The 20,061-nt window shown below is 32.8% G+C and carries 20 protein-coding genes; 14 read left to right on the top strand and 6 right to left on the bottom strand.

All coding sequences use genetic code 11. The features are described from left to right. Positions 1-15: 15 nt before the first annotated feature. The 6 genes from ACEN92_RS20380 to ACEN92_RS20355 form a co-directional block, all read right to left on the bottom strand. On the bottom strand, positions 16-570 hold the full coding sequence (locus ACEN92_RS20380; protein ID WP_495640154.1) for a transposase: 555 nt from the start codon (positions 568-570) through the stop codon (positions 16-18). A gap of 217 nt (positions 571-787) precedes the next feature. After that, positions 788-1,147 carry a hypothetical protein gene (locus tag ACEN92_RS20375; protein ID WP_495640153.1) on the bottom strand — a complete coding sequence of 120 codons (360 nt, stop codon included), beginning with the start codon at positions 1,145-1,147 and terminating at the stop codon, positions 788-790. 134 nt (positions 1,148-1,281) lie between these two features. Next, the gene (locus ACEN92_RS20370) at positions 1,282-1,494 is read right to left on the bottom strand and encodes a hypothetical protein (protein WP_495640152.1); all 213 of its coding nucleotides are present in this window, start codon (positions 1,492-1,494) and stop codon (positions 1,282-1,284) included. A 113-nt stretch (positions 1,495-1,607) separates the two neighbouring features. Next, positions 1,608-2,858, bottom strand: a complete 1,251-nt coding sequence (locus ACEN92_RS20365) for a hypothetical protein (RefSeq protein ID WP_495640151.1) — start codon at positions 2,856-2,858, stop codon at positions 1,608-1,610. A gap of 151 nt (positions 2,859-3,009) precedes the next feature. Further along, complete coding sequence (locus ACEN92_RS20360) at positions 3,010-3,267, bottom strand: thioredoxin domain-containing protein (RefSeq protein ID WP_495640150.1); 258 nt, start codon at positions 3,265-3,267, stop codon at positions 3,010-3,012. Between the two features lie 219 nt (positions 3,268-3,486). Beyond that, on the bottom strand, positions 3,487-4,701 hold the full coding sequence (locus tag ACEN92_RS20355) for an alpha/beta hydrolase-fold protein (protein ID WP_495640149.1): 1,215 nt from the start codon (positions 4,699-4,701) through the stop codon (positions 3,487-3,489). A gap of 661 nt (positions 4,702-5,362) precedes the next feature. On the opposite strand from ACEN92_RS20355, the gene ACEN92_RS20350 reads away from it, so the two are divergent. The 14 genes from ACEN92_RS20350 to ACEN92_RS20285 all read left to right on the top strand — a co-directional run bounded on the left by ACEN92_RS20350 (position 5,363) and on the right by ACEN92_RS20285 (position 20,061). Further along, positions 5,363-6,571: an anhydro-N-acetylmuramic acid kinase gene (locus ACEN92_RS20350; RefSeq protein WP_495640148.1), complete on the top strand. Its 1,209-nt coding sequence runs from the start codon at positions 5,363-5,365 to the stop codon at positions 6,569-6,571. Positions 6,572-6,916: 345 nt separating this feature from the next. Further along, positions 6,917-8,503, top strand: a complete 1,587-nt coding sequence (locus ACEN92_RS20345) for a glycoside hydrolase family 10-like protein (RefSeq protein ID WP_495640147.1) — start codon at positions 6,917-6,919, stop codon at positions 8,501-8,503. Further along, positions 8,490-10,034: an MFS transporter gene (locus tag ACEN92_RS20340; protein ID WP_495640146.1), complete on the top strand. Its 1,545-nt coding sequence runs from the start codon at positions 8,490-8,492 to the stop codon at positions 10,032-10,034. Before ACEN92_RS20345 ends, ACEN92_RS20340 begins: the two co-directional genes overlap by 14 nt. 23 nt (positions 10,035-10,057) lie before the next feature. Further along, entirely contained in the window at positions 10,058-10,402 is a 345-nt protein-coding gene (locus ACEN92_RS20335; RefSeq protein ID WP_495640145.1) for a hypothetical protein, read from the top strand. Positions 10,403-10,427: 25 nt separating this feature from the next. Further along, complete coding sequence (locus tag ACEN92_RS20330) at positions 10,428-10,877, top strand: GNAT family N-acetyltransferase (protein WP_495640144.1); 450 nt, start codon at positions 10,428-10,430, stop codon at positions 10,875-10,877. A 2-nt stretch (positions 10,878-10,879) separates the two neighbouring features. Further along, the gene (locus ACEN92_RS20325; RefSeq protein ID WP_495640143.1) at positions 10,880-12,493 is read left to right on the top strand and encodes a glycoside hydrolase family 3 protein; all 1,614 of its coding nucleotides are present in this window, start codon (positions 10,880-10,882) and stop codon (positions 12,491-12,493) included. 136 nt (positions 12,494-12,629) lie between these two features. Then, positions 12,630-13,268 carry a peroxiredoxin gene (locus ACEN92_RS20320; RefSeq protein WP_495640142.1) on the top strand — a complete coding sequence of 213 codons (639 nt, stop codon included), beginning with the start codon at positions 12,630-12,632 and terminating at the stop codon, positions 13,266-13,268. A 122-nt stretch (positions 13,269-13,390) separates the two neighbouring features. Then, positions 13,391-13,699, top strand: a complete 309-nt coding sequence (locus ACEN92_RS20315; RefSeq protein WP_007805605.1) for a thioredoxin family protein — start codon at positions 13,391-13,393, stop codon at positions 13,697-13,699. An 82-nt stretch (positions 13,700-13,781) separates the two neighbouring features. Further along, the gene (locus ACEN92_RS20310; protein ID WP_017495510.1) at positions 13,782-14,039 is read left to right on the top strand and encodes a DUF6952 family protein; all 258 of its coding nucleotides are present in this window, start codon (positions 13,782-13,784) and stop codon (positions 14,037-14,039) included. Between the two features lie 512 nt (positions 14,040-14,551). Then, the gene (tpx, locus tag ACEN92_RS20305) at positions 14,552-15,049 is read left to right on the top strand and encodes a thiol peroxidase (RefSeq protein WP_495640141.1); all 498 of its coding nucleotides are present in this window, start codon (positions 14,552-14,554) and stop codon (positions 15,047-15,049) included. A gap of 7 nt (positions 15,050-15,056) precedes the next feature. Beyond that, the gene (locus ACEN92_RS20300; RefSeq protein WP_495640140.1) at positions 15,057-15,431 is read left to right on the top strand and encodes a diacylglycerol kinase family protein; all 375 of its coding nucleotides are present in this window, start codon (positions 15,057-15,059) and stop codon (positions 15,429-15,431) included. Positions 15,432-15,449: 18 nt separating this feature from the next. Then, a complete protein-coding gene (locus tag ACEN92_RS20295; RefSeq protein ID WP_495640139.1) occupies positions 15,450-17,894 on the top strand; it encodes a DNA translocase FtsK in 2,445 nt (814 codons plus the stop codon). A gap of 74 nt (positions 17,895-17,968) precedes the next feature. Continuing rightward, positions 17,969-18,595 (top strand): outer membrane lipoprotein periplasmic chaperone LolA1, encoded by a 627-nt coding sequence (lolA1, locus tag ACEN92_RS20290; protein WP_495642365.1) that lies wholly within the window; start codon positions 17,969-17,971, stop codon positions 18,593-18,595. 8 nt (positions 18,596-18,603) lie between these two features. Next, entirely contained in the window at positions 18,604-20,061 is a 1,458-nt protein-coding gene (locus tag ACEN92_RS20285) for an LptF/LptG family permease (RefSeq protein ID WP_495640138.1), read from the top strand.

Raw genomic sequence — 20,061 nt, 5'->3', positions numbered from 1 at the left:
GCAACGTGGATAACGTTACCATAAAGATTCTACCATTACATTGCAAAAAACGCTGTTATCTTCTTCATAATTTCTATAACTGCTATTAACAAAATCTCTTTCATGAAAAACAATTTCAGCTTCTACAGGATTGTAATGAATATAATTTATACGTTGTTCAATTTTTTCTAAAGTATCTAATATAACAGGATGAAAGCCATCTTTCCATAACTTATAATTTTTTGCCCTGTCTGATTTTTGGGCTTCATAACTAAATTTTCGCAATAACCATTCCCGTCTGCTTTCCGGAAATTCTTTGATAGCTTCAATAAGTTTCTTTGAGGTGAATTTTTTGAAATCCCGAATAACATTTTGTAATTCCCCATCAGCTGCTGTAACAATTAAATGAATGTGACTGGACATATAAACGTAAGCATGTACACTTAATCCCTTTTCTTTGATACAATAATTTAAGGAATCATCTAAAATATTGCAATAAACAGGCCTCACAAATAAATCTACCCAGTCTACAACTGTTATGGTAACAAAAGTTGGTACCGTACTATCAATAACCTTATATTTTCCAGACATTAATTTTATCCTAAAGGTATTGATTTTTAAAATAGCTGCAACGGTTTTACAAGTTGCTGGGGTTTAATTATCCGCGTTGCAAACGCTACGATTTGTTTACATAATTTAAGTAGGTACTCGATGCAATCGAGCACCAGAGTTGTAGATAAATGAGCGCTAGTTAGATTACAAGTTGCTTTGATTTAATTATCCGCGTTGCAAACGATGAGAACGTGACTCAGTTTAAATATTTTTTATGGTTTTTTTCATTATAAGCTTCAATTTCTCTCAATATTTCTAAATATTCATACATTGATTCAAACTTTCCAATTTTTTTATCTTTAATATTTCCTTTTACTATCAATAATAATGTGTCAGCTCCTTTTCGGTAAAAATAAGAATGCCTCAATCTATTAAGTAGTGCTACAAAATCAGTATCTAAAAATGGCATAAATTCAAAAATTTTATTAATGTAGCGATCCGTATTATAAATCGTACCATTATGGATAAATTGAGCTACAGTAGCATATTGTGGTTCAAACACAGTTCCAAAATGCTTATTCTTGGGAATATAACTTGGATCACATAATTCTAGCAAAGCAAAATATTCTTCTCTAGAAATTGTTTCTTTAGTATATTTGTCGTGGGGTGTTCCAGTAGTCTCGATTATTTCATTGTAAATAATATATGCGTGATCTAAAAGTGAATCAGTAAGATTATAAACTGAAATGTTTACATTTTTTTTATCCTTTTTTTTTTTGTTACAACAACAACTAAATAAAAAATATAACTTGCTAGATATGCTAAACTTAAATTTGAAAAAACTTGTCCAAGTTCATGCCCAATGCTTATAAATTCAGGCGTTTCATTAAAGAAAAAATTATTAATCAAAATAACAATTATTGAGATTACAAGTAAGATATTTAACGTTTGTTTTTGATTCATTTTTATAAAACTACATTAGGAATTTAAATTATTATTTTACTTTATCTAGATATTTAAAATCACAATACGCAGTAAGTTTAATAGCCTTTCATTTTTCTTATAATTCTTACTGACTATACATTCAAAAAATACGAAAACGTATTTTCATATTTTCTTTTCTTTTTATCATTTAACTTCCCAGATAATTGCAAAAGATTATCTGCTAATTTAGGGCTTAGACCACTCAAAGCAGCAATTAACAAAGGAGATAGTCCTTCAACGAATCCTACATAAGCTGCTCCATATGCGATTCCATATGTAGAAATATTTTTAAGCGTTTTTGATAAAATCTGATTTTGAGAACTTTGATATTGTGAAAATTGTGGTATTATTTTCCTTTCTAATATAGCTTTTATTTCTAAACTATCTGAATTAGTGTAATTAGAACTAACTATATTATTAATTTCGTTAAACAATTCTTTTCTTAACCTATATAGATCATTCAGACACTGTTCCTTATATGATAAAATTTCAGGGATAGATATTGTTTCAAGTCTATCATTGCTCAAAAAAACATTTGATGACTGAAAAAGAATATTACCTAAATTTACAAGCTTTCTATCATAGCTTTTCTTCCATTCTTCATTAAAAACCGGATCTTCATTTTCTTTAGACTTTAAAACTTTAAATCTAAAATAATCGTGGATTCTTTGATTAATAAAGATTGGAATCAAATTATATTCATTACTAAGTGCTAATTTTTTATTAACTTTTCCAATTATTGAAAAATATTGTCTCTCATAGTCATACTCTTTTCCCTCATTATTATTTTGTAATGAAGAATTATATTTTACATGAGGAAAGTATTTAAAATGTGTCATTTCTGGAAAAGCAGGACTTGGTATAAACATATTTACTCCTTCAGTTTTTTCTTTTAAAAATAAATATTTAAGATGATCTAAAGATCTATTATCAGAAACATCAAAATCATAAGCTATTTTCAAAGAAATACTATTTCGTAAATAAAAATCTGTTTTTTTATAGTCTAATACTTGGATATGTTTTTTATCAAGTGCTTTTTCAAATTTATCAAGTAAAATTAACTCTTGTTTTTCAAACTGATCATTCTTGAAATAAGGTAAAATATCACTAATTACGATTGCCTGATAAGGTTCAATTCTTTTATCTTTACTCCCTCCATAATTAAGCACATTAGCAATAGGAAGTGAATCTTTAGGAACATCCGGCTCAGGAACATTTTTAAATGAATCTAATAACTTTAACCCATCAACACTGTATAGTATTTTTTGATTACCTACATCTTTATAGTAATAACATATAGCTCCTTTTTCTAAAAAGAATCTATTATCATCAGGTGGTGTCATATGAACTTCATCAAAAACTAGCAATAATCTTTGTTAATTGTAAATCAGTCATAGGCTCATGATGAACAACTAAACCTTTTAAACCTTTATCAACATCAAAAACCATAATACTTTTTTAAGTTGTGAATATAAGTAATCATAATCTAATGTGTTAATTGAAAGTATATTTTTTCCAAGGAATTTGAGATATATGTAATTTAGACAAAAAACTCACAATATCTGTCCGACCATAATATGTTGGAATTCCTTTAGAATTTTGTGCCATTAAAATAATTGGCATTCCATGAAAATATCTTGAAAATTGCTGAACTGCATTATCTCGTTCACTTGAATTCAATACATGAGATTTAACAATTACAATAGCAAAATTTTGGCCTTGTTCTTTTATAATAGCACCTTCTAATTGCATAACTTTTAAATTTAATTGGTTAATAAAAATTAATAATCAATCAAATATCATTTTAAAATTCACTAGTATTTTATGGAAAACCTTTTTTTTAAGAATTTAAATCATATCTCTCAAAAGTATCCATTAACTATTCTAAACAATCACGTACTTATACCCGATTTTATCCATAAAAAAAGCTCAACATAACAGTTAAGCTTTCACCTTTTATAATAAAATAATCTACTTCTTCTTCTCCGCCAATAACTTCTCCAATTTCTCTTTAGTTTCGGGAATTGCTTTCAGTGTTAAAGCTTTTTTGAAACTTTCTATCGCTTTAGCTTTATCGCCTTTTTCAAGATATAAATCACCCAGAGAATCATAACAATTGGCACTTTGGGAATAATTCGCAATGTTCAGTTTAAATAAAGTTTCTGCTTTTGTAAATTGTTTGGTACCCATCATTTGATACCCTAAATTATTAATTTGGTTTTCGTCCGGTTTAACGATATACCCCAAATTTTCAGAAACATTTTTGTAGTGTGCTACCAATAAAGCATCTAATTTGAAATCAGGATTTTTTAATTCGCTGTCGTAAATTTTAAGTTTGTAGAATTCAAAAATAAAGCGAAGTGCATCATATTCTCCAATCAAACGAACCGAAGGGTGATTATCGTCTTCATAAAATTTATGTTTGAAACGCAATTGGTTCTTTTTGTTTTTAGAAAGTTCTTTAATAAATTCTAAATTACTGCGAATAAGTCCGGTAGTTCCGCTTGTATCTTTTTGAACGCTTAAGGTATCTACGCCTCTTTCCAAACGATTTGCCATTGCCATAAACACTGTTTTTCCTTTATAGTTTTGAGTCGGTAAAATCGTTTTAGCTTCTTTTACAGGTTTCTGATTGTCCCACCACAATGAACCATCAAGAGAAACATACGAATTAAATAAACTCGGTTTATGAAGAAAAGTATTCATAACTGTTAAGCCACCAAGAGAATGCCCAATAAAAGTTTTGTACGATGTTGTTGGATAATTTGCATCCATATAAGGAATCAGTTCTTTCTCGACATACGACATGAATTTTTCTCCGCCCCCTACAACATTTGGTAATTCTTTATCTGTACCGGTTGTTAAATCAACAAGTCGGTTTTCGTGCAGAATTCCAACCACAATCATTGGCGGGCAAAGATTAGATTCCGCCATGTGTTCAGTAATGCTCACAACCGTGTTGAAATTTTCGCTTCCATCCAACAAATAAATCACCGGATAATTTCCTCTGTCCTTAATTTTATCGCCTCCATTGCTTTTAGGAATATGAATCCAGACTTTGCGCTCTTGTCCTAATATTTTTGAAGATATGGTTTCTTCAAATCCTGTAGTAAATAGACTATTTTCCTGGGCTTTCATACAAAAAGACAGTAGCATTAAGGCAACAGAATAAAAAAATGTTTTCATAGTTTTTTTAAGTTAAGTTTTTGTTTGAGGAAATTAATCCGTAAAACATTTCTGAGGAATTTCGAAGCAAACTTAACAATTAATTATAAAACTTTTTCTACAATTTTTAACCTTTATGGAATTCGATTGCTTTTTCCGAATTTATGGGAATCTTAGAGCCTAATATTCTAAACCCAGCAAGCTATTTCCTCTTAAAACAAGAAAAAACAAAACAACCAGAGTAAAACAAAAAAACAGAGATGAAGATCTTAAATACTTATTAAACGTATTTGAAATCTCAAAAGTAAGCGTAAATAAATACAAAAAAAGCCCAACAAAAAATAAAACAAAAGTAGAGATTACCATAAAAATTATCCCTTCACCTACTAAAACCTGTTTCAGTGTCATAATCTCCTGAATGACGTAAAAAACAAAATATATAAACCAAACCCAGTATAAAAAGTGTAAAATGTAGGTTAATATTGACCTCATGTATCATTTAGACGTTATAGAATCGTAAAAAAAAAATCTTCCCTCAAAAATATTAATTAACTAATATAAATAACCACGTATTTATACCTGTTATTAAATCAAAAAAAAGCCTCATTTTCTCTACATTTATATTCAAATAAATCCCATTTTAGCAGTAACAATAAAAACACTTCCTTAAAACATCATTTTAATGAATAAAAATATAAGTTCTCTTTACGAAATCGCTCAAAAAGAGACCCGAAAAATAATAGGTTTAATGTCCGGAACTTCACTTGACGGGCTTGATATTGCGCTTTGCGAAGTTTCCGGTGCGGGCGAAAATACTGCTGTAAAAATTCTGGAATTCGAATCCATCAATTATACCGAGGCTATTAAAACCGAAATCCGAAAAATATTTGCGAAGAAAACGATCGATTTTCAACATTTGGCTTTACTAAACGAATGGATCGGAATCCTGCACGCCGGAATGGTCAATGATTGTCTCCAAAAATGGAATATTCCCGCACAGGAAGTTGACCTAATTGCTTCGCACGGACAAACGGTTTTGCATGCTCCGAAGTTTTTGCATCAGCAGGAAAAATTCCCAAATGCGACTTTACAAATTGGTGATGGTGATCATATTGCGGTAAAAACAGGGATTATAACACTTTCAGATTTTAGGCAAAAACATGTTGCAGCAGGTGGCGAAGGAGCTCCTTTGGCGGTTTATGGCGATTATTTATTATTCGGTAAAAAGGGCGAAAACCGTATTATGCTCAACATGGGCGGAATTGCGAATTTCACATATTTACCCGCCTCCCTAAACGCCAAAGACGTTTTTGTAACCGATACCGGAACAGCAAATACCTTAATTGACATTTTTACCAAACATTATTTTCCTGAAAAAAGCTACGATAAAGACGCCGAAATTGCCCAAAAAGGAACCGTCAATCTGGAACTTTTGAAAACTTTAAAAGAAGATAAATTCTTCACGAAAAGTTTCCCTAAAACTATAGGCCAGGAATTATTCAATGCCGAATTTGTACAAAAAGCGCTTTCAAAAACAAACCTGACAAATATTTCGGCACCAGATTTGCTGGCTACTTTAACACGCCTGAGTGCCGAAACGATTGCAGAAGCGATTCTGTTTGTGGTAAAAAACACAGGAACACCTATTGAAGATTTCACGATTTACATGTCCGGCGGTGGTGCAAATAATCCATTATTGGTGGGTTGGTTAAAAGAATTACTGTCCTGCCAATTTCAAAAAAGCGATGACCTCGGAATTTCAGGTGATGCGAAAGAAGCCGTTTTGTTTGCTGTTTTGGCTAATGAAACTGTTGCCGGAGGGAATTATAATTTTGGTACAAACAAAGGGATTCCATCGGTAACTATGGGTAAAATTTCTTTTCCGGATTAAATTAAAGTTGCCACGATTGCACGAATTTTTTTGAATTTTTTTGAATTATTTTTCAGTCGTAAAAAAATATTTCAAAAAATAAACCACAGACTAAAAGGATTTTATAGAATTAATCATCCAATCTTTTTAATCTGTGGCAAAAAAACAAAGTTGCCACTAACTTTACATTCCATATTTAGAAAAAATAATTCAAAAAAATTCATGCAATTTGTGGCAAAAAAATATTTAATAAAAACAAACCATTACATGAAAACCAAACAAATAGCGTTTAAATTATAATCTCTGAATTATTTACGATAGTCAGCGAAAAAAACTATTTTTGGTTTCTGTTAAAAAAAGATTGAAATGCATAAAAATCAACACCTGTTACTCTCTATCATATTTTTATTTTTCTTTGGATGGAATGCCAATTCTCAGGAAAAAACAAAACATCCTAAAAACGAATTTAGAGGTGTCTGGATTGCAACCGTGGTAAATATTGACTGGCCAAAAACCGGTATTGATAATGTTGAAAAAGAAAAAGCCGATTATATTGAAATTTTAGATGCCTATAAAAAACTAAACTTTAATGCCGTAATTGTACAGGTCAGAAGTGTTGGTGATGCTTTTTATCCTTCAGAACTGGCACCCTGGTCCCGTTTTTTAACGGGTAAAGAAGGTGTGACTCCAAGTCCTTATTATGATACATTAGCATGGATGATCGAGCAGGCGCACGCAAGAGGATTTGAGTTTCATGCCTGGATGAATCCGTATCGTGCTACTTTCGATTTAAACAAAAATCTTCTAAGCCCGACTCACGACATTTTTAAGCATCCGGAATGGATGATCGAATATGGAGGACGATTATATTACGATCCTGCATTGCCTGAAGTTCAGACACATCTGACTAAAGTTGTAAAAGAAGTTGTCGATAAATATGATATTGATGCCATTCATTTTGATGATTATTTTTATCCGTATGCCGTTCCCGGAAAAGTTTTTAATGATACGGCATCCTATAAAAAATACGGTGCAGGTTTAAGTATTTCAGACTGGCGCCGTGCAAATGTCAGCAATTTTGTGCATACCATTTCTACGACCATCAAAGCAAGTAAGCCGTGGGTTCAGTTTGGAATCAGCCCATTTGGAGTTTGGAGAAATAAATCAGTAGATCCAAAAGGTTCCGACACGCAATCGACAGCAAATTATGATGATTTATACGCTGATCCTGTTTTATGGATGGACCAGAAATGGATCGATTATATCCTGCCGCAATTGTACTGGAGTATGAACAACCCAAGAGCTTCTTACTCAAAATTAGTAAAATGGTGGGCAGAAAACTCTAATAATACTGCCGTTTATATAGGACATGCATCTTACAAAATCAGGGCTGACGGTGATAAAAGCTGGAATTTCATGAGTGAAATTCCTAATCAGGTTGATTTTGCCAGAAGCTTTAAAAATGTATCCGGAAGTGCTTATTTTAGCGCTAAATGGTTCATGGATAAAAACTTTGACATCGTTCGTCATTTAGAAGAAAATCAATATAAATATCCAGCTTTACCTGCAGCGGTTCCAAATTTAAAACGTGTTATTATTGACACTCCTGTTGTAAATGAATTTATTATAGACAGTACAAAATTAAGTTCAAAATACATTTTCAACATCAAATACCCATTCAATACAAAAGTGCGCTATATGGTGGTTTATGGAGCAGAACATATTTCGAAAATAAATATCAATGATCCAAGTCAGATTTTAGATAAAATATTCATTGATGAAAATAATATGGGAACTATCTCATTATCACTTCCTGCCGAAAAAATGAAACTTTATAAAGCTTGCGCTGTCACATTTATTGATTATTTTGCAAACGAAAGTATTCCAACTATTATTGACCTGAAAAAGACGTTTAAAATATACACCCCAGCACAACCTAATGAAAACAGATAATAAACCCTGGTATTGGATTCCGCTTCTAAATTTTGCGTCTGGATTGCCTTACGCCGTCATCATTTCCGTTTCGGTTATTATGTACAAAAAACTTGGAATTTCTAACAAAGACATTGGTCTTTATACCAGTTTATTATATCTGCCTTGGGTAATCAAACCATTATGGAGTCCGTTTATTGAGTTATTCGGAACTAAAAGAAAATGGTTTTTATCGATGCAATTGCTTATCTCTATTGCCTTTTTATTAGTCGGTTTTACCATTCCGACAAGCGGTTTTTTCATGATGACCCTGGCTATTTTTTGGGTTGCTGCCTTTGCTTCAGCATCTAATGATATTGCCAGCGATGGTTTTTATTTATTGGTTTTACCCGAAAATCAGCAATCTTTTTTTATCGGAATCAGAAGTACCTTTTACAGACTCGCAATGTTGGCCGGAAACGGATTAATTGTTTTATTAGCGGGATATTTGGAACACAAATACGGCGACAATACTAAAGCCTGGTCTTATACCATGATTGCTGTTGGTTTGTTAATGACTTTTATAACGGTCTACAATTTTTTCTCGACACCGAAAACCGAGATAAACGCAGGCGAGAAACCTATTGATACTAATAAACAAAGTTTTGCAAGCATTTTTGCAAGCTTCTTCAGAAAAAAACAAATTATCCTGGTCCTTTCTTTTATCTTATTATTCAGATTAGGAGAATCGCAATTAATTAAGATGCTGACTCCATTTTTAGTAGATCCAATTAAGTATGAACTGGTTGAAACCGGATCTGATGAAAGTCAGGCAAAAGCTTTGGAAATATATAATTCAAAAGTAAAGAATGGAGAAAAATTATCCGATTCAGAACTAGAGCTGCTTTATTCTAAACTTCCCATTTTAGTGGAAATGAGAAATCAAAAGAAACCACTGGCAGAAGTAGAAAATAAAGATAAAGCAGAATATAAAAATGTAAATAAGGCCAGAATTGACTTTGTAGATTTATTGATTGCTAATAAAGGAAATCAAAAGACAATTAAAAAAGGCGGGATGGGACTTGAAACCGAGGACATCGGTTTGATTTATGGAACTTTTGGATTAATCGCTTTAACCTTAGGCGGAATTCTTGGTGGAATTGCTATCTCAAAACAAGGTTTGACAAAGTGGATGCTGCCAATGATTTTAACCATGCACTTGCCAATAATTGGTTTTATCTTATTAGCGTATTTTCATCCTGCTTCCATTTACTATATTTATGCTGTTGTAATTATCGAACAATTTGGTTACGGTTTTGGTTTTGCAGCTTTCATGATGTATTTAATTTATGTGGCTGAAGGAGAATCAAAAACCGCACATTACGCTCTTGCAACCGGATTTATGGCGATGGGAATGATGTTACCCGGAATGGCCAGCGGATATATTCAAGAATATTTAGGCTACGGAAATTTCTTTATTTGGGTATTTCTGGCTACAATTCCCGGTATTATTTTATCACGTTTTTTAATTTTCCCGAAAGATTTTGGGAAAAAATCTGAAGAAGAAGTTTAACCCCAAATCAAACATCTTTACCTATGGAAATCAATGAGAATTTGCAGTCCGAACGAAACCTGAAAGGGTCTGAATTTGAAAAAACAGGAAATTTTAAAGAAGCAATTGAATTGTATGAGAAGAATGTCGAGGAAAGCTTTAAAGGAAATCATCCTTACGATCGGTTAGCTACGATCTACAAAAACCAAAATGATATCGATAACGAAATCCGGGTTTTAGAAAAAGCAATTGTTGTTTTTGAAGAAATTACAATCGAAGACCGAATCGAAGGTTTGCCAAAACTCTTTCGATTTAAAAACCGATTAGAAAAAGCACAATACACCAAAACCCAGCTTGCCAAACAACAAAAGAAAAACAAACTTAAGTAAGCATCAATTCTAAGTATTTAGTATCATGAATAACTTAAAACGAACCAATTCCGACGACATTGATTTTATAAACCTGGTAGCTTTATTAGACCAGGATTTAAAAATCAGGGACGGGGAAGATCATGCCTTTTACAATCAATATAATAAAACAGATAAAATAAAACACGTTATTGTGTATTATGAAAATAATATTCCTGTTGGCTGTGGTGCTTTTAGGGAAAAAGAAAGTAACGCTGTCGAAATCAAACGCATGTATGTAAAACCTGAATATAGAAAAAGAGGAATTGCAGCTGCCGTTTTAAAAGAACTGGAAAATTGGGCAGCTGAACTACATTATACTTATACTATTCTGGAAACAGGAAAAAAACAACCCGAAGCGATCGCTTTATACCAAAAATTAGGCTATACTATAATTCCAAATTATCCGCCTTACGAAGAAATGGATAATAGTGTCTGCATGAAAAAGACTTTATAATAATGAAAATCACTGCCGAAGCATTAAGACAAAAAGTGGGACAATTTTTTTTTCCTGCTGTTTTTATAAATGATACCGAAGAAAATATTCAGGACACCGAACGTTTAATCAAAGAACATAATATTGGCGGACTGACTTTTTTTCATAGTCGTGCGAGCGCAGCTACGAACTACGAAAGCAAGAAAAAAATCGTTTTTAATGATGACAGCTACGAAAAAATCAAAGCTTTGATCATTCGTTATCAAAAATGTGCTTCTACTCCACTTTTAATTAGTATTGATGCCGAATGGGGCTTAGCCATGCGTATCGAAAAAACACCGCAATATCCGTACGCCATTACGCTTGGTGCTTTGCCTGAAAATAAATCGAATTTGGTTTATGAAGTAGGGAAACAAATTGGTTTAGATTTAAAATCAGCCGGAATTCATTATAATTTATCGCCTTTGGCAGACATCAACAATAACCCGAATAATCCCGTTATTGGCTATCGTTCTTTTGGTGAAAACAAAGAAAAAGTCGCACATTTTGCCGTAGCATATTTAAAAGGAATGTCAGAAGTTGGCATTTTAGGCTGTCTGAAACACTTTCCCGGACACGGAAATACCAATGTAGATTCGCATTTAGGGTTGCCGGTTTTAAAAGAGAGTTTAGAAGAATTACTGGAAAACGAATTATATCCTTTCATCAAAGGAATCGAAAACAATGTCGACTCCATTATGATCGGTCATTTGGCTGTTCCTAGTTTGAATGAAGGAAAAGACACATCGGCCACCTTATCAAAATCAGTTATTCAGTCGCTTTTGCGTAAAAAATTAGGTTATGACGGTTTGGTTATTTCAGATGCCTTAAACATGCACAGCGTTTCTAAATTATACCAAACCAAAGGCGAACTGGAATGGGAAGCTTTTAATGCCGGAAATGATATTTTATGTTTTGCCGAAAATGTTCCCGAAGGAATTGAAGCCATCTTTAAAAATGCTTCACCTGATCGCATATTTGAAAGCTATAACCGAATCATGAAAGCCAAAGAAAAAGTTGGCCTTTTAAATAATTCTTTTTCTGCAACCGGTGAATTAAATTTCGAAAAAGCATCAGCATTAAATCTTGAAATTGCGCAAAATGCAATCACAAAAATAATTGATAATTCAAATACAACTTTAGCTTTTGAAGCACAAAAAAACAATCAATTAGCAAAACTGAGTTTATATAAAAATACCGAAAATACTTTCTTCAAAACATTAAATCCAAATTTAGCTTCTCCGGAATTTGCTTTTGAAAATTTAGAAAATTCAAATATTTCGGAAATCAAAAAAGAGCTGGAAAACTTCGAAACCATAATCATTTCATTATTTGTTCCAAAGGCAAAACCAATGAATAATTTTGAGATAAACCATGAAGTTTTGGATTTGCTTTCGAATTTGCTTCAAACTAAAAAATGCATCCTTTATGTCTTCGGAAATCCGTATGTTTTGCCCATAATTCCTAACCTTTCAAAGGCTTCACTGTTAGTTCAGGCATATCAGGATTTTGAAGAATTTCAAAAAATGGCAGGAATTCAATTTCTTGAAAATAATAACTGCAACGGAATACTTCCGGTAAATACTGACATTCAATAACTTACAATAATTTTATTTTAACCATAACAAAAAACTATTATTTAATAAATATTAATAATTGCATCTTATTGTAAGTAAATAAACTTATAGACTACTTTTGCACCAGAAATAAATTTTTAACTTAAAAACGAAAAATATGTCTTTAGTAGGAAAAAAATTCCCAAGTATTGCAGTAGATGCTATCTCAGAAATGGGTGATAATTTAAAAATCAATATATTTGAAGAAGCAGTAAACAATAACAAAAAAGTTCTTTTGTTTTGGTACCCAAAAGATTTCACTTTTGTATGTCCAACTGAATTACACGCCTTCCAAGCTGCATTACCAGAATTTGAAAAAAGAAATACTATCGTAATCGGAGCTTCATGTGACACAAACGAAGTACATTTTGCCTGGTTAAACACTCCAAAAAACAACGGTGGAATCGAAGGTGTAACATACCCAATCCTTGCTGATACAAACCGTAACTTATCTAACATTTTAGGAATTTTAGATATTGAAACTACAGAATACAGCGAAGAAACTGATTCAGTAATCATCGAAGGTTCAAACGTAACGTACAGAGCTACTTACCTAATTGACGAAACCGGAAAAATCTTCCACGAAAGCGTAAACGATATGCCATTAGGACGTAACGTAAACGAATACTTAAGAATGGTTGATGCTTACACACACATTCAAACTAAAGGTGAAGTTTGTCCTGCAAACTGGGAAGCCGGTAAAGAAGCTATGTCTGCTGACAGAATCAGTACTGCTGAGTACTTGAGTGCGAACTAATTTTATAAAGGTACAAAGGTTCATAGGCACAGAGCGGCAAAGGTTTTCTTTGCTGTATTTTACAAAGTTCAACAGCTTTGTTCCTTTGAACCTTTGCCACTTTGAACCTTAAAACAAAAACTATGTTAATCGACTTAAACGAAGATACATTAGCAGATTTAGTTGCTAAAAACGAAAAAGTAGTAGTACAATATTCAGCTTCATGGTGTGGAAATTGCCGTATTATGAAACCAAAATTTAAAAAATTAGCAACAGAAAACGAAGCTATCACTTTTGTTTTGGTTGATGCTGAAAATTCTCCGGAATCAAGAAAACTGGCCAATGTAAGCAACCTGCCTACTTTCGCCACTTTCGTAAACGGACAATTGGTTGGTGAAACTCAAACCAACAAACAAGAAGTTTTAATTGATTTGGTAAACGCTATTGCGTAAATCGATCGTTAGATTTTTAGACTGTTAGATTTTTCGAATCTTATCTAAAAATCGAATCATCCAGTAATCTAAAATCTAAAAAATGAAATTACCCGTAATAAAGCAATTGACCCAATTTATCGAAGAAAACGATCAGGATTACATCATCGAAACGATTGAAGTTCTGGAAGCAATGACTGAGATTCCTTCTCTAAAAGATGAAGAATTAGATGTAATTGGCGAATTGATTTCAAATATGTACGGTGCACTTGAAGTACACAAAATGGTGGTTCAGGGCACGGATAAAAAAGAAGCGTTAAATGCGTTCATGAAACGTGTTTTAGGTTCAATAGATAAATGATTAAATCTCTTATAAAAAATGATGAAAGCGTTTCTGAAAAAGAGGCGCTTTTTTTGTGAAATGTTTTAAGAATGTGTAAAGTATATAAGGTTATATTCACACTCTGCAACAAATCTAAAATCTATCTTCTGAAATCTAAAATAATAAGGGCAAGTCACCATTAGAAAAAAGGGGCAAATCCAGTATATCTATATTCGCCCCTTTCCCTAATGCTGTCGGGCTGTACGCGCTACTTCGGTAGCCTGCTGCCATCCCTCTCGCGGAAAAAAGAAAATAGAGAAAGATTGTAGAATAAAGAGAATATCTATAATTTTTGTCATCCTGAGCGGAGTCGAAGGCTTTAGTACGAATAAGGTTTTCGACTCCGCTCAGGATGACATTGGAAAATACTAAAATTCACAAATTTTCGTTAGTCTTAAAACTCACCTAATTGTCATCATAACCCACAACAAATACTTTTAGATTCAAATTTTAATCATTACTTTTGAACCTCATTAATTTAAACAAAAAACATGGCTTCAATTACACTAGGAGGAAATCCGGTTCATACATCAGGCGAATTACCAGCAGTTGGTTCACAATTAGCTGATTTCAAATTAGTCCAAAATGACTTATCAATAGCTTCATTAAGCAGCTTTGCAGGAAAAAAATTAGTTTTGAATATTTTCCCGAGTGTTGATACAGGAACTTGTGCAACTTCTGTTAGAAAATTCAACGAAAGTGCCGGTAATTTAGAAAACACAACTGTTTTGTGTATTTCAAGAGATTTACCATTTGCACAAAAACGTTTTTGTGGTGCTGAAGGATTAGAAAATGTAGTTAACCTATCTGATTTTCAAGCAGGTGATTTCGGTAAACAAAATGGTTTGGAAATCGTTGACGGACCTTTGGCAGGTTTGCATTCAAGAGCAATTATTGTTGTTGATGCCAACGGAAAAATCACGCATACGGAACAAGTTGCCGAAATTGCTAACGAACCAAATTACGAAGCAGCTTTAGCAGCACTATAATTAAAGAATGGAATTCCAAAAAGACAATACTTTTGTTAAAGGCCGACTTAAAAGCGTTACATACGCTTTTAAAGGTGCCTTAAAATTGATAACCACTGAACACAGTGTCATGGTACAATTTTCGTTAGGAATTATAATGACTATTGCCGGTTTCTATTTTCACATTTCTCATGAAGAATGGCTTTTTCAAACCCTTGCAATTGGTCTTGTACTCAGTATAGAAGGTCTGAATACAGCTGTAGAAAAAGTAGCCGATTTTATTCATCCTAATTATCACGAAAGAATCGGATTTATTAAAGATATTGCAGCCGGAGCTGTATTTTTTGCTGCAATGACAGCAATAGCAACAGGCTTAATTATTTATATACCAAAATTTATTTAGGCAACAGGAGACGTAAAAATGGCGAAGACAAACAAAAAAGAAACTTTAGGCAAAAAAAACGAAACCAAAGCTGAGACTAAAAGATCCTGGAAGTTATCCAAACAACAAAAATTTGTTTTTGGCTGTCTTTTAGTACTGTTTTCTATTGCACTGTTAGTTGCATTCATTTCCTTTTACATCAACGGACAATCAGATCAAAGCGCTGTAAGTCAGCTTGGCGATCGTACTGAAGTCGTGCAGAACTGGCTGGGAAAATTTGGCGCTTACCTTGCCGATTTAATAGTATACAAAGGATTCGGAATTGCTTCATTTATTTTTGTACGCTTATTTTTCCTTACCGGAATGTTTTTTGCATTGGAGCTTTCCACAGGCAAACTAAAAAACATCTGGTTTTGGGATTTATTTGCCATCATTATTGTTTCTGTTTTATTTGGATTCTTTGCTACATCAGCACCTGAATTGGGTGGAACTATTGGTTACGAACTTAATTTATTCTCACAGGATTACATCGGAAAAACAGGAACTTTATTAGTACTGCTTTTTGGATTAATTGTATATTTGATTTTCAAAATTAAATTATCTCCGGAAAAAATTCAATCCTATTTTGACTCCACTAAAAATGAAATCAAGTCAGAATTGAGCTCCATAACCACATCCCAACAAACACAAAACGCCTATAATTTAGAGGAATTTGCTATTGAAGAAAATGAGGAAGAATTAGATGATATTCATTTAAAAACGGATATCTCTCAATTCGAAATCAACAAAGAAGCTTTAAAACCTACTATTTCAAATTCATCAGAAATCGATTTGAACCCAATTTTGAAGCCGCTTCAAATGAATATAAATCCGGTATCAGAAACGCCGGTTCATACTGAAGAATTTGTTATTGAAAAAGCGGAAGAAGAAGATATTATCGAAGAAAATCTGGCTTCACGCCTGGTCGCCGACTTTGGATTATTTGATCCAACTCTAGATTTATCGAATTATAAATTCCCAACCATCGATTTGTTAAAAGAATATTCGACTGGCGGAATTACAATCAATCAGGAAGAATTAGAGGAAAATAAAAACAAAATTGTAGACACACTTCGTAACTACAAAATTGAAATTGCACAGATCAAGGCAACCGTTGGGCCATCGGTAACTTTATACGAAATCGTACCGGAAGCCGGAATCAGGATCTCTAAAATCAAAAGTTTAGAAGATGATATTGCTTTATCACTTTCAGCATTAGGAATTCGTATCATTGCGCCAATTCCTGGAAAAGGAACTATCGGTATCGAGGTTCCAAACAAGAATCCGACTATGGTTTCGATGAAAAGTGTAATTGGTTCTGCTAAATTTCAGGAAGCTGAAATGGAACTTCCAATTGCTTTAGGGAAAACCATCTCTAACGAAACTTTTGTTGTCGATTTAGCCAAAATGCCTCACTTATTGATGGCCGGAGCTACGGGACAAGGAAAATCGGTTGGATTAAATGCGGTATTAACTTCACTTTTATACAAAAAACATCCTGCTGAAGTAAAATTCGTTTTGGTCGATCCGAAAAAAGTAGAACTTACTTTATTCAATAAAATTGAAAGACATTATTTAGCCAAACTTCCGGATACTGAAGATGCTATTATTACAGACAATGCAAAAGTGGTCAATACATTAAACTCACTTTGTGTCGAGATGGATAATCGTTATTCTTTATTGAAAGATGCAATGGTTAGAAATATCAAAGAATACAATGATAAATTCAAAGCCAGAAAATTAAATCCGGAAGCCGGACACCGATTTTTACCTTATATTATTCTGGTAGTCGATGAATTTGCCGATTTGATTATGACTGCCGGTAAAGAAGTCGAAATTCCGATTGCCCGTCTGGCTCAATTAGCCCGTGCTATTGGTATTCACTTAATTATTGCAACACAAAGGCCTTCTGTAAATGTTATTACAGGTTTAATTAAGGCAAACTTTCCTGCGAGAATCGCTTTTAGAGTAACTTCAAAAATTGACTCAAGAACAATTCTGGATACTCAGGGTGCCGATCAGTTAATTGGTCGAGGAGATTTATTATATACTAACGGAAACGATGTGGTTCGTGTACAATGCGCCTTTATCGACACTCCCGAAGTCGAAAAAATTACAGATTTCATCGGTTCACAAAAAGCATATGCTACGGCATATTTACTTCCTGAGTTCGTTGGCGAAGAAAGTGGCATTAATCTTGATATGGATATTTCCGAAAGAGATACTTTATTTAGAGAAGCTGCCGAAATTATTGTCAATGCGCAACAAGGTTCAGCTTCATTATTGCAAAGAAAATTAAAATTGGGTTACAACAGGGCAGGCCGTCTAATAGATCAGCTGGAAGCAGCCGGGATCGTTGGCCCTTTTGAAGGCAGTAAAGCACGTAGTGTAAACATCTTAGATTTAAGTGCTCTTGACCAATTTTTTAATAATGAACAAAATTAAACCCCACCATGAAAACAAAAATTCAAGAAATCAACCACAATTCTATCACAAAAAAAAGTAAAAGAGTTCTTCAAATGGCTATTTTACTTCTTTTGAGCTTTACCTCTATTCAGGCTCAGGATAAAAAGGCCAAAGATTTATTGAACCAGGTAACAGCTAAAATAAAAAGCTACAATAACATTACTATTGATTTTAAATATTCTTTAAATAATGCTAAAGAAAATATTAATCAGGACAGCAAAGGAAATGTAATTATGAAAGGCAATCAGTATGTATTGAATTTCATGGGTGTAACCAAAATATTTGATGGTCAAAAAACGTACACAATTGTTCCTGAAGATGAAGAAGTTACTATTTCTAAAGTAAATGAAAAAGATGATAATGCCATAACGCCTTCAAAAATGCTTACTTTTTTCAATTCAGGATACAAATACAATATGGATATTGTTCAAAATGTTAAGGGAAGAAAAATTCAATACATCAAATTAGCACCTGCAAATACAAAAGATCAGCGAAAAGAGATCCTATTGGGTATTGATGTACAGACAAAACACATCTATAATTTAATTGAAACCGGAAAAAATGGTACAAAAACAACTTTAACCGTTAATTCTTTTAAAACCAATCAGCCTTTATCAAAAAATCAATTTACATTTGTAGCGAGTAAATATCCAAAGTACTACATCAATAAATTAGATTAATTACAAGGTTGAAAATTTTAGACAAATACTTATTAAAAACATTCCTGATTACATTTACTACGGTATTTGTAATCCTTTTTTTTATATTCATACTTCAAACGGTCTGGCTCTTTATCTCTGAACTTGCAGGTAAGGATTTGGATTTTATACTGATTGTAAAATTCCTGCTTTTTTCCATGCCCCGTATAATACCGTTAGTTTTACCATTATCGGTTTTATTAGCTTCAATTATGACATTTGGAAACTTAGCTGAGAATTATGAATTCGCCGCTATGAAATCTTCAGGAATATCATTGCAAAGAGCGATGCGGGTTTTAATCATCTTTATATTCATATTAAGTATTGTTGCTTTTTGGTTTTCAAACAATGTAATCCCTTTTGCTGAATATAAATTTATTAATTTCCGAAAAAACATTGCTCAGGCCAAACCTGCTATGGCAATTGCTGAAGGCCAATTTAATGATGTTGGTTTTTATAATATTAAAGTAAATAAAAAATCCGGCGAGAATGGTAATATCCTGACAGGAGTTACTATTCATGAAAAACCAACTAATACAGGAGAAAATAAAACCGTTATCAAAGCTAAGAACGGAAAATTGATAAGCAGCGAAGAATCCAGTATTTTGAAATTAGTCCTTAATGATGGCTATTATTATCAGGATGTGACTCCAAAAAAATACGAAGACAGAGCTAAATTGCCTTTTGTCAAGGGAGCATTTAAAAAACAAATCATCAATATTGACTTATCTGAATTAAATAAAGTAGATACTGAAAACGAAAGCATTAACAGCACAAGCAACATGCTAAATGTTAATGAATTACGCTATACACTTGACTCGCTAAATAAAAACAGAAATAATGAAGTCATTTCTTTTGCTGAAAATATAAATCAAAGAGTAGGTATCTCCAAACCTGTTTTAGTTACAAATAACAAAGAAAAAAAGAAAAAATCATTACCTAATAACCTTTTATCACTTTATAACAATAAACAAAGAAAAGGAATTTTAGATATGGCTGCCAGCAATATGACCAGCACCCTCTATTCTATAGAATCAACACAGAAAGAATTAAAAGATAAACAGCGTGACATCAATAAGCACTTGACAGCTTTATACGAAAAGTTTGTTATTGCCTTTGCCTGCTTTTTAATGTTTTTTATCGGTGCACCATTGGGGGCCATTATCCGAAAAGGAGGGCTTGGATTACCAATTGTATTTGCCGTTTTAATTTTTATTACATTCCATTTTATCAATACTTTTGGAAAAAGACTTTCACAAGAAGGTGGAATGACACCTTTTATGGGTGCCTGGATGTCTTCATTTATCCTATTACCGCTTGCAATTTTATTGACTTATCGGGCTACAAATGATAATGGCTTGGTCAATTTTGATGCAATAACAACTCCAATTCAACAACTATTTCAAAAAATTTCCGAGAGGTTTTTCCCTTCTCAAAACGCAGAATAA

The organism is Flavobacterium sp. Flavsp81, assembly GCF_059491325.1.
Note: the sequence above shows the minus strand (reverse complement) of the source record. Positions and strands in the feature narration are given on the sequence as shown.

Bases quoted from the DNA above. Each gene is read 5' to 3' on its own strand.
- ACEN92_RS20360 (WP_495640150.1), bottom strand. From the start codon at position 3,267: ATGCAATTAGAAGGTGCTATTATAAAAGAACAAGGCCAAAATTTTGCT.
- ACEN92_RS20335 (WP_495640145.1), top strand. From the start codon at position 10,058: ATGGAAATCAATGAGAATTTGCAGTCCGAACGAAACCTGAAAGGGTCT.
- ACEN92_RS20320 (WP_495640142.1), top strand. From the start codon at position 12,630: ATGTCTTTAGTAGGAAAAAAATTCCCAAGTATTGCAGTAGATGCTATC.
- ACEN92_RS20380 (WP_495640154.1), bottom strand. From the start codon at position 570: ATGTCTGGAAAATATAAGGTTATTGATAGTACGGTACCAACTTTTGTT.
- ACEN92_RS20315 (WP_007805605.1), top strand. From the start codon at position 13,391: ATGTTAATCGACTTAAACGAAGATACATTAGCAGATTTAGTTGCTAAA.
- ACEN92_RS20340 (WP_495640146.1), top strand. From the start codon at position 8,490: ATGAAAACAGATAATAAACCCTGGTATTGGATTCCGCTTCTAAATTTT.
- lolA1 (WP_495642365.1), top strand. From the start codon at position 17,969: ATGGCTATTTTACTTCTTTTGAGCTTTACCTCTATTCAGGCTCAGGAT.
- ACEN92_RS20295 (WP_495640139.1), top strand. From the start codon at position 15,450: ATGGCGAAGACAAACAAAAAAGAAACTTTAGGCAAAAAAAACGAAACC.
- ACEN92_RS20370 (WP_495640152.1), bottom strand. From the start codon at position 1,494: ATGAATCAAAAACAAACGTTAAATATCTTACTTGTAATCTCAATAATT.
- ACEN92_RS20330 (WP_495640144.1), top strand. From the start codon at position 10,428: ATGAATAACTTAAAACGAACCAATTCCGACGACATTGATTTTATAAAC.
- ACEN92_RS20300 (WP_495640140.1), top strand. From the start codon at position 15,057: ATGGAATTCCAAAAAGACAATACTTTTGTTAAAGGCCGACTTAAAAGC.
- tpx (WP_495640141.1), top strand. From the start codon at position 14,552: ATGGCTTCAATTACACTAGGAGGAAATCCGGTTCATACATCAGGCGAA.
- ACEN92_RS20310 (WP_017495510.1), top strand. From the start codon at position 13,782: ATGAAATTACCCGTAATAAAGCAATTGACCCAATTTATCGAAGAAAAC.
- ACEN92_RS20355 (WP_495640149.1), bottom strand. From the start codon at position 4,701: ATGAAAACATTTTTTTATTCTGTTGCCTTAATGCTACTGTCTTTTTGT.
- ACEN92_RS20325 (WP_495640143.1), top strand. From the start codon at position 10,880: ATGAAAATCACTGCCGAAGCATTAAGACAAAAAGTGGGACAATTTTTT.
- ACEN92_RS20350 (WP_495640148.1), top strand. From the start codon at position 5,363: ATGAATAAAAATATAAGTTCTCTTTACGAAATCGCTCAAAAAGAGACC.
- ACEN92_RS20345 (WP_495640147.1), top strand. From the start codon at position 6,917: ATGCATAAAAATCAACACCTGTTACTCTCTATCATATTTTTATTTTTC.
- ACEN92_RS20365 (WP_495640151.1), bottom strand. From the start codon at position 2,858: ATGACACCACCTGATGATAATAGATTCTTTTTAGAAAAAGGAGCTATA.